Origin of the sequence: Ferruginibacter sp. (genome assembly GCF_031391665.1) — a bacterium.
In the GTDB taxonomy this organism is placed as follows: Bacteria; Bacteroidota; Bacteroidia; order Chitinophagales; family Chitinophagaceae; genus Ferruginibacter.
Map to the genome: position 1 here is coordinate 85468 of NZ_JANMUN010000023.1, position 14874 is coordinate 100341.

Below are 14874 nucleotides of genomic sequence, written 5' to 3' on the forward strand. Positions count from 1 at the left end.
TGAAAGGCTGATATTAATATAGCACACAAATAAATAAGTCTAGCTAAACCCCGAAGGGGTGACATAAGTGCAAAAAATTTTTAAGCAACTTCATAAAAGCTCAATAGAGGTATGCCGCACAAGTGAGGGACACAACGATGTTGACCAAAGAACAAAATGCTGGTAACAAAAAAAATCAAATTGTTAGCGAAGCAACATTTTCCTGTTTGCTCCTACCCTTCACTTCTTCAAAACGAGTATCATAATCGTTACGGATGGTGCCCATCCATCTGTCCCACCAAAGAAAATATAACCCGTAGTTGCCTTTAAAATACTGGTGGTGCTGGTTGTGGTTTACTGATGTGTTTATCCATTTGCCCACCACACTTTTACTAAAGCCTTTGGGGTACAGTTCGTAACCGAGGTGGCCGTAAACGTTATACACGATCATAAAGAAAAAGAAAATGAAAGTATGGGTGAGGTGCAATGGCAAAGTAAAAACAAACACTATTAAAATACCGGCTTCTACCACGGCTTCGAAAGGATGAAAGGCATACGCAGCCCATGGTGTGGGATTGGTGCTTTTGTGATGCACCAAATGTAAATACTTAAATAATTTAGGGTGATGCATGAGGCGGTGTGTCCAGTAAAAATAAGCGTCGTGCATTATGGCCATAACAGGGAAAGCGGCGATGTACCAGACCCATCCGTAAGTATTTATATCGCTGTAACGAAAAGTGTGTTTAGCCACGGGCTCGTAAAAATTGGTAACATAACCAATAAATGCAAAAATTAAAATAGTGATGATGGAGTACCCAATTTCCCTTGCATAATCTTTTGTTTGGGGAAAAGAAGGTTGTATTTTTTTAAACCGCCATTTATTTTTAAAGATGAAATAAAATAGTATTGTTGCAAACAGTGCCAGTAAAAAATACCGGATGCCAATGGCTTTGATGATCTTGAAATAAATGTCCCAGTTCATGAGGATAAAGTTACAGTATTTTCACTGGGTGACTCACCCTTTTTGGGTGACTCACCCAGTGAAAATTTTACTTTTTTAACCGTTGGTAAAATTCCACTCCAATTTCGCCAGCGGTTTCACTTATAGTTTGTTTAAACTCATCTATACCCGTCATTTCAATAGCAATATCAAAACTTTTTCCTCTTATAGAACCATAAGTAGATGCCACAACATTTTCGGTTATTTTATTGGCACTGCCCATTGTAAAAGTGCCGTAGCCCATACCGGTGTGTATTTTATTGACAGAATCTTTATATGTATGCCCAAAAATAAAATGGCCGCCATAATAGGTTTTATACTGTATTGTGTTATTTGTTATTGTATCTTTTCCTTTAATAGTATAAACTTTGGTTGCCTTCCATGCACCATCCAAAGCTGTTGCAGTTGTTGTACCTGCAGTTTCATATTCTTCGGTGAGTTTTATTTTTGTGTTATTACTTGTTGTCATTTCAGGTATTATTTGTTTATAGCCTTTATCAGTCTTTTCAATCATCAAAGTAAAACTACCGGGGTTGTCGCTGGCTGATGTATCTGATGCATTGTAAATAACGTTTTCTTTTATCATACCCGAATCGGAACTGTAAGTGCCAATACCAAAACCGGATACCGAATCGTCAGGGTTTACATTGGCATACATCATGTAATCGGGTGTGTAAATTTTTAATTGTTTAAGGTTAGCATAAACGGTATCTTTTTTACCATCGTTTACCGTTTGCGAAAGCATGGTATACACTCCTGTCATACTCATGGCTTCTTTTTTTTCTGTAGTGGCGGAATTGTTGCAGCTGATAATAACTGCAAGCAATGCTATTGCAAAAATTGATTTCATTTGTTGATTGGTTTAAGGTTTAATAAATATTTAGTATAACACAGGCGGGGTTAAAAACTGTTTTCAGAATTGGTGCTGATTAATATTCCTGTATATGCAGAGTGCAAGCTAAAACCTAAGGTATATAAAATAAATAAGCAATTCTCATTTATTTTATATTTCTGTATAATATACTGAGTGACTTTTATGAAAGGAGAAAACGATAAAAAGTTATAATTATAGAGAAATATGCAACCAGGTATTTTTTCGTCATTACAGGCAGTGAGTACTGCATTATAAATTAATTACAATAAGGGTATCGTTAGACTGTACATTTATTTCTTTAACAGTGGTGCCGCTGCTATGTTCTATCTGCAATACATACCTGCCGGGTATTACAATGCCCGACACAAAAAATTCTCCCTGCCCGTTAGATACAGAGGCCATATCATTAAATTCGTGGCTGCCTTCTTTAATCATTACTGCAGCATCGGCAACCGGCATACCCTGTTTATTTTTTAAAATACCTTTTACTGAGCCCGTAGTTTGCATCTTACTTTTTTTATTAGTCTGAAAAAATACAATAATAAAAATTGCTGAAATTAAGGAGAGTAAAATTAGTGCCGGTAATTTTACTCTCCCCGATTTGGTTGCTACAAGCCCTGATTTTTCCATAACTGAATATTATTAAATACAGGTGTCACAATCCGAGTAGCAGAATTACCGGAAAGGTGCCCGTTAGTATGTATGCCTACACAAGTGCGTACATCCCCCACTTTTACCCAAACGGGTGCACCGCTTTGCCCGCCCATGGTATCAATATCATACCTAATTACCCTGCTGCTTACCGATTTTGGTTTAAGTGCCATAAACCATTGCTGATCGCCATTTCTAAAAGTACGTTTATCGCCGGGATAGCCGGAAAGATTAAGTACAGAAGACATTAAATAAGCATCAGTTTTTACACCAAAACCAAAATAGCCTGTTCTGTCGCCGGGGCGGTAACTGGCTGGCAAAATAATTGCGCCATAATCAAAATCACGATTTTTACTGGTAGTCCACCCTGTTACACTTCTTAAATTAGCACTAACACCGGAGCCAAAAGGTTTAGTGGCATCATTTAAGCCGGGTATTACTTCAATACTTTTTGCCCAGCCTCCATGATCATGCATAAAAACACAATGCCCTGCAGTAATTACAGTACGTGGTGCTACCAGCCATCCGGTACCAATCCACTGCGAATTATCTTTAGCTGTAATTCTTAATGAGCAAATGGCACGCCATGGATAAACAGTGGTGTTAAAAATTCTCACCCTGTTGTCTGCACCAATAATTACTTCTTTTGCCTCTGTTTGCATTTTAGTAATCAACTCGGGGTAGCTGGCATAAAAAGCATCCATTAAATCAGTTTCTGCACCGGGCATATCAAAACCTGTTTCTTCAAAACTGGTTTCGTTTTCTGCAGATTCTGTTTCTAATTTACTGAACACTTCTTTGTCTCCTTCGCCAGGCCTTAGGATGCTTACACCTTCTACATCTTCCACCTCCGTTTCGGAAAGTTCAGGATAGGCTGACGTTTCCTTCATAAAATTTTGAGCAAAAGAAGGATTGGTTTGTCCGTAAGATGGATTTTCAGTTAACGTTTCAACATGGGAATGCCCATTGCCGTTTCTTTCAGAAATGCTTTTTGATTTCATAAAATAAAATTTAATGATAAAAAAATTGTTACAAACGAATGCTTGTAGTACTGAAACGGCAACAAAAAATAGTGTGCACCGGCCAAAAGATTGCCTGCACAAAAGTTAGATTTTACTTTGGAGTTTTATTACAAATTGTTTGCTGGTATAAATTCTTACTATAGCAATTAACCATGGTTAAAACCCGGTGCAATTTAATTAACTGCAATAAAAATAAAAGTGAGGTGTTTAAAAATAATGCAGCTAATAATGGCATTTACATCCCTGCTGTTAAACTGTTTCAGTTATTTGTGGAGGAAAACTGAATTATCATAATGCTATAATCTTTGTACTTTTTGAAACCATCTATTACAACAATCACTTAAGTTAAAAGTAAAATATAAAATATACAAATGCAAGTTTATTTGCAAATATTTTTTCGCACATTTTTTGCATCGCAAAATTTTCAGTTTTTCTGTCAAGAAAAAATAGAGTAATAATCAATGTATAAATTTATCAAGTTTTTCTGCAGCCTTATCTAAATGCCTGTTTATTAATAGCAAACATAAAAAAGCCCTTGACAAAAAAATAAATTAGCTGTACCTTTAGTTTGTTGTTATCTACCTCAAAAAAAATTGTTGTATGGGTTTGATGCATCAAATGAACAACTGGAGCAGCAGGCACCATCCTAAATGGCTGGTGGTTTTAAGAGTGGTGCTGGGCTTATGCCTTTTTATAAAAGGCATTGGGTTTATACAAAATAATGTTTTGCTTTCGGGTTTTATTGCACAAACTTCTTTTATCCAAAATGCTTCGTGGTTAAATTCTTTTATTCCCTAGTTGCATTTGCTTGGTGGCAGCATGATTTTGGCGGGGCTTTTTACACGTTTCTGGTCTCTGGTACAAATACCCATTCTTACCGGGGCTGTATTTTTTATTAATGCTAAAAAAGGATTTTTTGCAGGAGAATCTGATCTGCTATTTTCAATTATTATTTTAATACTGCTCATCTTCTTTTTTATAGAAGGCGGCGGCCCAATATCACTGGATAATTATTTCCGTAATTCTTCAACCAGTAAATAACCGGTGCAATTAATTTATGCTTTCACTTTTTTGGGTTTTATCAATTTAAAATAAGTTACTACAAAGCGGTCACCAACTATTTTTCCCTGCACTTCTGCTTTACCTACTGCATTACAAAATCCTTCCTTTGCATGTGCATCGCCATGATCATCTATTTTTGTACCATCTACAAAATAAGATTTGCCATTTATACGTACGGCCAAATCGCAGCTTTTGCCGGGCAATCCTAATTTACATTCGCCACAGGCTACATCTACTATTTGTATTTTTTTAGCAGGGTCCGGCACTGAAGTGCTGTCAGATTTACTTTGACTAAAAGCTACAAACATTGTAAAACTAAAAATCATGGAAAGGAATAAAGATTTCATAAAATGATTTTGTGTTTTGAGATTTAAAATTTCTGAAAATTAAAAATTCTTTAAAATACGTGTAAATAATTTTTCAGGTTAAAGATAACAACAATTCCAAAACTGTTTTGTGCTGTAAAAAATTAAGCCGTAGCTTTTTTAAAGGCATCCACTACAAAACCAACATCACGGTAAAGTAATGTTTCATTTACAGTAAGCATTACTTTATTATTACTGTCGGGCAGTGGCATTCGTATATTAAATGAATTTCGTAAAGTTGTTTGCATTTTTTTACCATCAATTTCTTTTGCCAGTTGCAGCTGATAAATATTGGTACCGGCATCCAATGCAGTAATTGTAATACCCGGTAATTTATTTATGGCAGTAAATAATTCTGCACTTTTCTTAACCGCATTTTGCAATCTTGTTTCCAAACCATTAAGCCTGTGCAAAGCCATTGCAGCATTGGTCCAGTTGCCATACATGCTGCCACCATGTATTTTTATAAGGTGCGGCATTTTATCAATTACTTTTTTATCGCCGCAAAGTATTGCACCGGCTGCAGCTCCAAGGTATTTGTACAGCGAAATATAAATGGTGTCAAAATAACCGGCATATTCTTTTACACTTACGCCAGACCATGCAGCAGCCATAAATATTCTTGCACCATCCAGGTGCAGTTTAATATTAACCGAACGGCAGTAGTCACTTATTTTTTTTATTTCCTCAATGGGTATCATTCTTCCATCGGTACGCCGCACCGGATTTTCAATACTAACGGCACCAATACCCGATTTAAATACTTCCTGTTCGCCAAGCGATTCAACAGCCTGTTGCAATGCAGCAGCAGTAAAACAAGTTTCGTTTTTTGCCAATGGCATTAATCTTTTTTGAAAAACTGACTGTGCCGCATCTGCCTCATCCCTGTAAACATGGCTGGTATCTTGTACAAACACTTTTGTATTTTCTCCACTCAGCACTGCAATTGCCAACTGGTTCGCCATAGTTCCGCTGGGCATAAATACCGCTTTCTCTTTTCCTGTTATTGCTTCCATTTGCTTTTCTAAAGTTGCCACTGCCCCACCATCGCCGTAGCGGTCTTTTTCAATAATTGACTTTGCATTTATTTGCTGCAGCATATCAACGTAAGCAGCAGGTTCGTACATTTCGCCATCACCAAAAAATTTTATTATTGGCTCATTGTCAGCAAATGACTTAATATTTGTGCTGGCAAATAAGTTTTGTGCCGGCAAAACAGCAGGCAGAATAGAAAGACCGGATAATTTTAAAAATGATCTCCTGTTAGAAAAAGGCATCTTGAAATGTTTAATAAACTAAAAAAAGAGAGCTGCACCTGCAGAATAATTCCAGTTATATTTTTAAAAAAATGCTTCAATAAAAATCTTTTGTTAAAGAGAAAATAATTTAAGCAACAGTTTTTTATTTTACATACTTCTTTAAAAAGTCCATACTTCTTTGCCAGGCTAATTTTGCTGCAGCTTCGTTATACCTTGTTGGTGCCGTATCATTATGAAAAGCATGGTTAACGCCTTCGTAAGTGTACAACTCGTAAGTGATATTATTTTTCTTCAAGGCTTCTTCGTATGCCGGAATGCCTGAATTAACTCTTTCATCTAATCCACCATAATGTAATTGCACAGCGGCTTTAATATTTTTCACCTCTTCGGCAGCAGGCTGGCGACCATAAAAAGCAACAGCAGCTTTTAATGCAGGTAATTTTACTGCTAAACTGTTTGCCATGGCGCCACCCCAGCAAAAACCTACGCAACCGGCGTTACCATTATAATCTTTACGGGTGGCTAAATAATCAAAAGCATTTATAAAATTTTGTAAATTATTCTCTGCTTTTAATTCCTGAAATTTTTGGCGGGCTTCATCTTCATTTGCAGCTACTGTACCAATGGCGGATAAAGCATTGGGAGCTATTGCCAAAAAACCAGCCGCCGCTGCACGGCGTGCCACATCTTCTATATGTGCATTCAATCCACGGTTTTCGTGAATAACAATTACTGCCGGATATTTTTTATCTTCTTTGGGCCTTGCTACATAGGCTTCCATATTGCCAGGCACACCTGGGTAACTTATTTTTTCGGTAAACAAATCTTCATCACCTGTAATTTTCATGTTGGCTGCATTTACTTCAATTAAAGGAAGTACCGACATCGCAGCAGTAACACTCCCGGTTATTAAAACTAGGCGGCGTATAAATTCGCTCCTGGTTAATGGCAGGTGTGTGTAATCGTCGTAAAGATTTATAATTTTTTGATCCATAGTAATTTTTTTCTTGAAATTAAAACAATTAATTTATAAGATAAACTGCTTTTTTCAACAGTTAAAACAATAACAGGCAAAATAAATTGAGTATCATTTGGGGAAATATGACAAAAGTGAGTAAGATTTTCCTCAACCGGCCTGCAATTCTGCTTAAATAAAAATTGGATTGATATTTGAAAAATACTTTCATTATTAATCTAAATTAAATAAGATGAAAAAAATACTTGCCCTGCTTATTGTTGCATTGAGTTTTGCCTTTACGGCTAATGCACAGGAAAAAGAAAAGGTGGAGGTTAAAAAAACAACTACAGTAGCTCAAAAAGTAAAAAATCCCTTTACTAAAAATAAGAAGTATAAAGGATATAAAGTAAAACATAAACATCCTTATGGCCGTAAGCATGTGAAAAAAGTAAATACACAAACCGGCGAAGTAAAAGTAAAAACTGACAATTAAACGAGCTGTATTTTATTACTTTCTTAATAATAATTATAGCTCAACAGTAGCTGTTATTATTTTAAAAGAGAAGTTTTTCTTACACATCAATCTATAAATACGGTAAACTTTGCTGTAATGATAAAGCCCTAAGCTTTTTTGTAATAGCAAAGTTTTTTATTTTAAAAAAATATTAAATGATTCCTAAAACCAGTCCTATTAAAAAAGAAGAAGAAGTGCAGCAAAACCCCGATCCGCATATTGACCAGGATTTTCCCGGCTTTCCTCACCATCCTTCCAGCAAAAAAAGCATTACACCAAAAACAGTTACAGAGAAAAAAGCTGCAAACGCCGGCAATAAAAAAAACTCAAAAAAAACTTATGGGAGTTAATTTTTTTTGAGCTGATTGTTATACTATAAATTGGGTAAATTTCTTTTGCTGCAAAAAATTATTTTTTACCAGTGGCAGCCCAAAAATTTCCTGCATACAAATGATCTAAAAATGCATCGTTGCTGTACACCGCAGGTAAATGACCAAGTGCTGTATAAAAAGAACGACCGCCATCAAAATTATGGTACCAGGCAATGGGATGTAATTTCCCCATACCTGCGCCTTTCTTTTCGCCCCATTGTACTTTTGGCTCGTAAGAATTTTCATCTACAGCAAGTATGTAATTAAGACCGGTAATTTTTTCAGGACCAAATTCATACCATTCATCTGTCCATAATTTATCATTGGCAAACCCCTGCATGCCAGGAAATTTATCATCAACAATATTTAAGGTTGCTGTTTGAATTACAGGATGAATTTTAAACATTCTGCCCACCAGTTTATTATACCACTCCCAATCGTACTCTGTATCCGATGCGCTGTGGATACCCACAAAGCCTTTGCCTGATTGTATAAAACGTTCCATCACTTTTTGTTGAGCACTGTCAAAAACATCACCAGTGGTATTTAAAAATATTACTACCTGAAATTGTTCCAGGTATTTATCAGTAATTCCGTTGGGATTTTCCAGCAATACCACATCAAAATAATTTTTTACACCTAATTGCTGAATTGCTAAAACGCCATAATGCAATGATTCGTGGTGCCAGCCTTTGGTAGTGGTTACCAGTAAGGCTTTAAATTGTTTTTGCTGTGCGCTTACGGTATTGCAAAAGCTGGATAATACTAATAAAAAAATAACAATCGTTTTTATTGCTTTCATAAAAATATTTTTTGTTGTTTTAAGGCAATGAAGATAATTGAATATTTATTACACAGCTTTTTTAAAGGAATACAATTTTGAGATTACTAACTGTAAGGTCGTATTTATGCCGAAGATAAAGCATGATTTTTGTTGGGTGACTCAACCCCAAAGGGTGAGTCACCCAACAAAAATTACAACAAATGATGTGTACCTTTACATCATAAAAGGAAAACTAATACCAATGGAATTTATAGATTATTATAAGATATTAGGAATTGATAAAAATGCTTCAGCAGAAGATATAAAAAAGGCTTACCGAAAGTTAGCCCGTAAAATGCATCCTGACCTCAATCCTACTGATAAAGAGGCCCATCAAAAATTTCAACAGATTAATGAAGCCAATGAAGTGCTGAGCGATGAAGCCAAAAGAAAAAAATATGATCAGTATGGAAAAGACTGGCAGCATGCGGATCAGTTTGAACAGCAACGGCAGCAGCAAAGCAGGTCACGATACAGTGGCGCACAATTTGAAGGTGATGATGACAGCGATTTTTCCAGTTTTTTCGAATCGATGTTTGGCAGTTCGGAACGCCGTAATAAAACAAAATTCAGGGGGCAGGATTATAATGCAGAATTAAAATTGAATTTGACTGACGCACTTACAACACACCAGCAAACACTTACTGTTAACGGAAAAAACATAAGGATAACCATACCTGCAGGAATAGAAAACGGTCAGATAATAAAATTAAAAGGTTATGGTGCTCCGGGTGTAAATGGAGGGCCGGCCGGAGATTTATTTATCACATTTGTACTTGCACCGCACCCACGTTTTAAAAGATTAGGCAACGATTTATACACCACTGCCACCATAGATTTATTCACTGCTTTGCTTGGTGGAGAAAATACTATTGACACACTTGATGGAAAAGTAAAACTGAAAGTAAACCCCGAAACGCAAAGCGGTACCAAAATAAGATTAAAAGGAAAAGGTTTTCCGGTATATAAAAAAGAAGGTGAAAATGGCGACCTGTATGTTACCTACGAAGTTAAACTGCCTGTCAGCCTTACAGCGGAGCAAAAAGATTTGTTCATTCAATTAAGTAAACTTAAATAAAAACTTTTGTATGCAAACAGAAGATATGATAGCAACTGATGAATTTTGTATCAACCACAACATAGAAATTGATTTTATAAATTCATTAAACAACAGCGGCCTTATTGAAATGACTGTTGTGGAAGAAAAAAGCTTTGTACCGGCAAGCCAGTTACATCATTTAGAAAAGATGGTACGGTTATATTACGAAATGGATATTAATGTAGAAGGCATTGAAACTATTACCTATTTATTACAACGAATGAATACGATGCAGCAACAAATTGTACAACTCAGCAACAGGCTGGCTTTACATGAGGATGAATAAAAATAATTTTCTTAATCAACATAAAAAAATATTATGGAACATAAAAAACACCTTGAAGATTTAAATGCTGCCACACTGGCCAAACTGGAAGAATACATGAAAACAAAAGCTGAAACCGGTGCTGAACATCATGAAAAAATAAGTACTGCCAAAGAAAAATGGCAGGCAGCCTGGAATGAATTTTTAGAAACTTTACTGGTACTGGAAAAGCTGGAAATCTAAGGAATACTGTTATTGCTTAAAGTATTTTCTCTTATTAAAATACTTCACCAACTCAATAATTAAAACGCACACTATTGTTATTGCAATAACTGCAGCCATTGCATTAAATGTTAAGGCAGCAGTTTTAAAAATAGTTTGTAAAAAGGGTATATAAATTATTAACAACTGCAGTATTACCGTTAATAGTATTGCTCCCCAAATGTTTTTATTGGCAAATATGCCTGATGAAAAAATGCTGTGGTAAACGGATCGTACAGAAAGTGCATTACCCAACTGCACAAAACACAAGGTTGTAAAAACCATTGTTTGCTGCGTCTTTACATCATACCCCAGCAGCACTGCCCACCATTGTATTGCTATAGAAGCAATGGCCAATATTGTTCCGGTAATTAAAATTCTTGTAATTAATCCGCCAGCAAATAAATTTTCTTTTGGCGGCCGTGGCGGCACCTGCATTATATTTTTTTCGGCGGGCTCTGCTACAAGTGCCAGGCCGGGCAAACCATCTGTTACTAAATTTATCCAGAGAATATGTATGGGTAATAGAGGTATGGCAAAGCCGAGTAATGGTGCAAAGAAAATAGTTAATATTTCGCCGAGGTTGCAGGAAAGTACATACAAAATAAATTTCCGGATGTTCTCATAAATTCTTCTGCCTTCCCTGATGGCTTTTACGATGGTGGCAAAATTATCATCAAGCAAAATCATGTCGGCTGCTTCTTTTGAAACATCCGTACCTGTTATGCCCATGGCAATACCAATGTCAGATTGTTTTAATGATGGCGCATCATTTACTCCATCACCCGTCATCGCCACAAATTCTCCATTTAGTTGTAAGGCTTTTACAATATTTAATTTTTGCTCCGGCGAAACTCTTGCATAAATTGTGGTAGTGGCAACAGTATTTTTAAATTCTTCTGCTGCCATTTTTTCAAGATCGGCACCAGTCTTTACACCTTCGTGCCCTTTTTCTATCATACCCAGCCGCTCGGCAATGGCAGTAGCTGTCAGCGGTTGATCGCCTGTTATCATCACCGATTTTATGCCTGCGGTTTTACATTGTTTAATAGCTTCAATCACTTCTTCTCTTGGAGGATCTATCATTGCCGTCATACCTAAAAAATCAAGATCATTTTCTTCATCCGTTTTTATAGTGCCGGGATTTTGATCAAAAATTTTATACCCAAAAAACAACACCCTTAAACCTTCCGCAGCCCATTCCCTGTTTTTATCTAACCAGCCCGAAATTTGATCTGTGTATTTTTTATCAAATACTTCCGTCATTTTTTTGGGAGCACCTTTTACAAATAAAATCCATTTATCTCCATGCTGGTGTAAAGTACTCATACGCATTCTTTCAGAATCGAAAGGCAATTTTTCCAAAAGCGGAAAAGCACTATCCGATCCTTCTTTTGTATGCCCCTTCTCTATAGCATGATCTACCAATGCAGTTTCGGTAGAATCACCGAGCAAACCTTCATCAGAAAATTTTACTTCATTATTCAGTATCATCGCATGCTTCAATAAATCTTCTTTATCCGGGGCCGCCTGCATTTTTTCTACCGTCATTATATTTTGGGTAAGCGTACCGGTTTTGTCGCTGCATATATATGTAACAGAACCCAACGTTTCTACAGCAGGCAACTTTCTCATCAATGCATTTTGTTTTACCATGCGCTTTGCGCCTGATGCCAGTGCAATGGTTATTACTGCAGGTAATGCTTCGGGCAGTGCGGCAACAGCCAGGGATAATGCAGTAAGAAACATTGCAAATACAGGTTGCCCCTGTAATAATCCGATACCAAATACAACTGCACAAATAACCAATACAATTACAGAAAGTTGTTTACTAAAAACAGCCAGCCTTTTTTGCAAAGGTGTTTTTTGTGCAGCCACTTCCATCAACCCTGCAATTTTTCCTATCTCGGTTTTCATGCCTGTAGCCGTTACTACAGCTTTTGCAGACCCGTTGCTTACAATAGTTCCTTTAAAAATCATATTAAGCTGATCGCCGGGTACAAGATTTTCTTCATTGATGATTGCTGTTTTCTTTTCAATTGTATGGCTTTCTCCTGTAAGCGATGCTTCATCAGTTTTAAAGGAATGTACTTCAGCTAATCTTGCGTCGGCAGGAACAATATCACCGGCATCCAGTAAAATAATATCACCGGGGACTAATTCCTTTGCTTCTATTTTTAAAGGTTTATTATTACGCAATACCAGTGCAAATTGTGCCGACATTTTTTGCAGCATCCTTACCGATTGCTCGGCCTTGTATTCCTGCGAAAAACCCATCCAGGCATTGCCAATAATGATGGCCAAAATTACATAGGCATCTGTATGTTCTCCCACCACAAATGAAATAACAGCAGCAATAATTAAAATAATAATCATTACATCGGTAAACTGCGAAAGAAGGATTTGAAATTTACTTTTTTGTTTGGCTTCCTGCAATGAATTGGTGCCAAATTGTTGTTGCAATGCAGCAATTGCATCGCTGTTTAAACCATTGGCAGAAGTGTTGAGCTGTTTAAAAATCTCCTCAAAGCTATTTTTATAAAATGACTGCATGGTTAAAATTGTATAACGAAGTTAAATTTAATAAAATTTAAACAAGACAAAAATAAAAACTGCATCAACACAAAGCATGTATTGATGCAGCAATATTTTAAACAAACTCATTTAATAAGGTGCAACTATCTTTAACAGTGTACGTTACCCAGCAAAAAATAAACTATAACAAATACAGCAATTGTTCCAAGGCATCCACCTCCCCATTTCCATCCTGCATATCCGGCAATTAAAGTTTTAAAAAAATTATTCATGTTTGACTTTTTAAAGTTGTATGTAAAATAATAGAAACCAATTTTAAAGTAATTTAGGGTATCCGTAGTCTGTAAATTTAAAATATTAATTCACAAAATATCTATTTTAAAAAATTATAACTCCGGTGTGCAGCCGTTGGAAATATTTGATGTATTGCACTCTTCACTTTTTCAGTAAAAGTAACATTTGGAAAAACTTTATTTTCATAATACTCGGCCTGCATAATTTTCATTTTCACCAGCACCATTCTTGTTGCGGTATCAATTGAAATTAAGCCATCATCTTCATTTTCAACAATGGTTGCAACACCGCTTAACTGCAAACGGCAGCCGCTTCCTTTTTTATAATAATTAAGATAAGCATAAAAATTACGGTCAATGTTATCTGCATAGTTCCCATTACAGGATGTAAAAAACCAAACAGTACCATCGTTATCAACTCTAAAAGTCTGAATGATATTGTTAGGTAATTTCAGTTCAGCATCTATTTCAGTTCTGAACATGGCCATCTTAATTTCTTTAATTTTTTTCTTTAAAAATTGAAAATTTGTGTTGTGGTTAATGTGCTGCATGATTAAGATTTTTAGTAGTTTATACTATTGAAATTTCAAAAGTTGTACCAATTGATGCAGATACGGCAAACATGTGGCAGCTGGATTTTGTGAGGAACAAATTCCACATATTGAGAAGAAACAAGGTAGAATTTGCAGTAATTAAATCAAACCTGCATACTTTGGTAACGGCACAATAATTTCATTATACTGGAAGCCGGGAAAAAATAAATTAGCCAAAAGCTTAAATGACCGCTTAACCAAGTAAATAATTTTCAAGACAGCATCAATAAATGCCTTATAAAAAAACAATAAAAAAAGCGGGCAAAATAGTATTGTACACACTTGCAGGGGTGATTGTTTTGTTGTGTCTTTTTTTTCTGTTCATCAATTTACCGATTGGCAAAAAGCTGGTAAAAAACCGGGTGCAAACTTACCTTACCGATAAATTAAAAACTAAAGTAGTAATTGGCTCCATCGATTACAGGTTACCGCAATGGATTGAAATTAATAATGTTTATATCGAAGATCAAAAAAAAGATACCTTAATTTTTGGAGAACAAATTTCTGCCGACATCAATATGTTTAAACTGATGAGAGGCAATACCGATATTCAAAAATTATTATTCAAAAATATTTTTTTAAATGTAATCCGGCCCGAAAACGATACGCTGTTTAATTATGAATTTTTATTAAACGCTTTCTCCGGCAACAAACCTGTTGGCCAGGTTGATACCGATACAGCAGAATTAAAATTAACCTTAGACCGTTTGATTTTTACTAACGTAGTGTTACAGTTTAAAGACAAGCACGATGGGTCGGATTTTAATGCCAGCATTAAAGATCTTGATGCCACTTTAAATAAATTTCAACCCGACAGAACACACTTTGCAATTAATAATTTTACAGCATCGGGCATCAATTTCTTTATGAACACTTATAAAGAAAAAATAAAAGACAGCAGCTTTGCTTTGCCATCTGCTGATACCATTAAAAAATCCGGCTATCAATTT

General features: G+C 35.8%; 19 protein-coding genes. 8 read left to right on the forward strand and 11 right to left on the reverse strand.

All coding sequences use genetic code 11. The features are described 5' to 3' along the window. Window positions 1-175 precede the first annotated feature (175 nt). The 4 genes from ACY651_RS02175 to ACY651_RS02190 all read right to left on the reverse strand — a co-directional run bounded on the left by ACY651_RS02175 (window position 176) and on the right by ACY651_RS02190 (window position 3505). Entirely contained in the window at window positions 176-961 is a 786-nt protein-coding gene (locus ACY651_RS02175) for a sterol desaturase family protein (protein WP_462249254.1), read from the reverse strand. A gap of 67 nt (window positions 962-1028) precedes the next feature. Beyond that, window positions 1029-1829 (reverse strand): hypothetical protein, encoded by an 801-nt coding sequence (locus ACY651_RS02180; RefSeq protein WP_462249256.1) that lies wholly within the window; start codon window positions 1827-1829, stop codon window positions 1029-1031. 273 nt (window positions 1830-2102) lie between these two features. Then, window positions 2103-2360 carry a carboxypeptidase-like regulatory domain-containing protein gene (locus ACY651_RS02185; protein ID WP_462249258.1) on the reverse strand — a complete coding sequence of 86 codons (258 nt, stop codon included), beginning with the start codon at window positions 2358-2360 and terminating at the stop codon, window positions 2103-2105. 101 nt (window positions 2361-2461) lie between these two features. Further along, window positions 2462-3505: a trypsin-like serine peptidase gene (locus tag ACY651_RS02190; RefSeq protein WP_462249260.1), complete on the reverse strand. Its 1044-nt coding sequence runs from the start codon at window positions 3503-3505 to the stop codon at window positions 2462-2464. A gap of 621 nt (window positions 3506-4126) precedes the next feature. Between ACY651_RS02190 and ACY651_RS02195 the strand changes: the two genes are divergently transcribed. Next, window positions 4127-4324 carry a hypothetical protein gene (locus tag ACY651_RS02195; RefSeq protein WP_462249262.1) on the forward strand — a complete coding sequence of 66 codons (198 nt, stop codon included), beginning with the start codon at window positions 4127-4129 and terminating at the stop codon, window positions 4322-4324. Beyond that, a complete protein-coding gene (locus tag ACY651_RS02200; protein ID WP_462249264.1) occupies window positions 4325-4567 on the forward strand; it encodes a hypothetical protein in 243 nt (80 codons plus the stop codon). A 14-nt stretch (window positions 4568-4581) separates the two neighbouring features. Here the strand turns inward: ACY651_RS02200 and ACY651_RS02205 are convergent, their stop codons facing one another. From ACY651_RS02205 to ACY651_RS02215, 3 genes are all read right to left on the reverse strand, one after another. Then, window positions 4582-4935, reverse strand: coding sequence for a DUF6370 family protein (locus ACY651_RS02205; RefSeq protein WP_462249266.1), 354 nt, complete (start codon window positions 4933-4935; stop codon window positions 4582-4584). A gap of 122 nt (window positions 4936-5057) precedes the next feature. Beyond that, on the reverse strand, window positions 5058-6230 hold the full coding sequence (locus ACY651_RS02210) for a threonine aldolase family protein (RefSeq protein WP_462249268.1): 1173 nt from the start codon (window positions 6228-6230) through the stop codon (window positions 5058-5060). A 124-nt stretch (window positions 6231-6354) separates the two neighbouring features. Next, the gene (locus tag ACY651_RS02215; protein WP_462249270.1) at window positions 6355-7206 is read right to left on the reverse strand and encodes a dienelactone hydrolase family protein; all 852 of its coding nucleotides are present in this window, start codon (window positions 7204-7206) and stop codon (window positions 6355-6357) included. Between the two features lie 214 nt (window positions 7207-7420). Here ACY651_RS02215 and ACY651_RS02220 point away from each other — a divergent pair, with 214 nt between their 5' ends. Together ACY651_RS02220 and ACY651_RS02225 are read left to right on the forward strand one after the other, a co-directional pair. Continuing rightward, window positions 7421-7663, forward strand: coding sequence for a hypothetical protein (locus ACY651_RS02220; RefSeq protein WP_462249272.1), 243 nt, complete (start codon window positions 7421-7423; stop codon window positions 7661-7663). Between the two features lie 176 nt (window positions 7664-7839). Further along, window positions 7840-8034, forward strand: a complete 195-nt coding sequence (locus ACY651_RS02225; RefSeq protein ID WP_462249274.1) for a hypothetical protein — start codon at window positions 7840-7842, stop codon at window positions 8032-8034. 58 nt (window positions 8035-8092) lie between these two features. On the opposite strand, the gene ACY651_RS02230 is transcribed toward ACY651_RS02225, so the two are convergent. Then, entirely contained in the window at window positions 8093-8857 is a 765-nt protein-coding gene (locus ACY651_RS02230) for a ThuA domain-containing protein (protein ID WP_462249276.1), read from the reverse strand. A 223-nt stretch (window positions 8858-9080) separates the two neighbouring features. On the opposite strand from ACY651_RS02230, the gene ACY651_RS02235 reads away from it, so the two are divergent. From ACY651_RS02235 to ACY651_RS02245, 3 genes are read left to right on the forward strand one after another with little or no spacing between them, the layout of a single operon-like run. After that, window positions 9081-9956 carry a DnaJ C-terminal domain-containing protein gene (locus ACY651_RS02235; RefSeq protein WP_462249278.1) on the forward strand — a complete coding sequence of 292 codons (876 nt, stop codon included), beginning with the start codon at window positions 9081-9083 and terminating at the stop codon, window positions 9954-9956. A 10-nt stretch (window positions 9957-9966) separates the two neighbouring features. Further along, window positions 9967-10263 carry a chaperone modulator CbpM gene (locus ACY651_RS02240; RefSeq protein WP_462249280.1) on the forward strand — a complete coding sequence of 99 codons (297 nt, stop codon included), beginning with the start codon at window positions 9967-9969 and terminating at the stop codon, window positions 10261-10263. A gap of 33 nt (window positions 10264-10296) precedes the next feature. Next, window positions 10297-10485, forward strand: a complete 189-nt coding sequence (locus ACY651_RS02245) for a hypothetical protein (RefSeq protein WP_462249282.1) — start codon at window positions 10297-10299, stop codon at window positions 10483-10485. A 9-nt stretch (window positions 10486-10494) separates the two neighbouring features. Here ACY651_RS02245 and ACY651_RS02250 read toward each other — a convergent pair whose 3' ends face one another. From ACY651_RS02250 to ACY651_RS02260, 3 genes are all read right to left on the reverse strand, one after another. Further along, on the reverse strand, window positions 10495-13056 hold the full coding sequence (locus ACY651_RS02250) for a cation-translocating P-type ATPase (RefSeq protein WP_462249284.1): 2562 nt from the start codon (window positions 13054-13056) through the stop codon (window positions 10495-10497). 131 nt (window positions 13057-13187) lie between these two features. After that, a complete protein-coding gene (locus tag ACY651_RS02255; RefSeq protein WP_462249286.1) occupies window positions 13188-13310 on the reverse strand; it encodes a hypothetical protein in 123 nt (40 codons plus the stop codon). Between the two features lie 101 nt (window positions 13311-13411). Next, window positions 13412-13882: a pyridoxamine 5'-phosphate oxidase family protein gene (locus tag ACY651_RS02260; RefSeq protein ID WP_462249288.1), complete on the reverse strand. Its 471-nt coding sequence runs from the start codon at window positions 13880-13882 to the stop codon at window positions 13412-13414. A 272-nt stretch (window positions 13883-14154) separates the two neighbouring features. Here ACY651_RS02260 and ACY651_RS02265 point away from each other — a divergent pair. Further along, window positions 14155-14874, forward strand: a 720-nt coding sequence (locus ACY651_RS02265) for a DUF748 domain-containing protein (RefSeq protein WP_462249290.1), incomplete at its 3' end; no start/stop codon positions are given.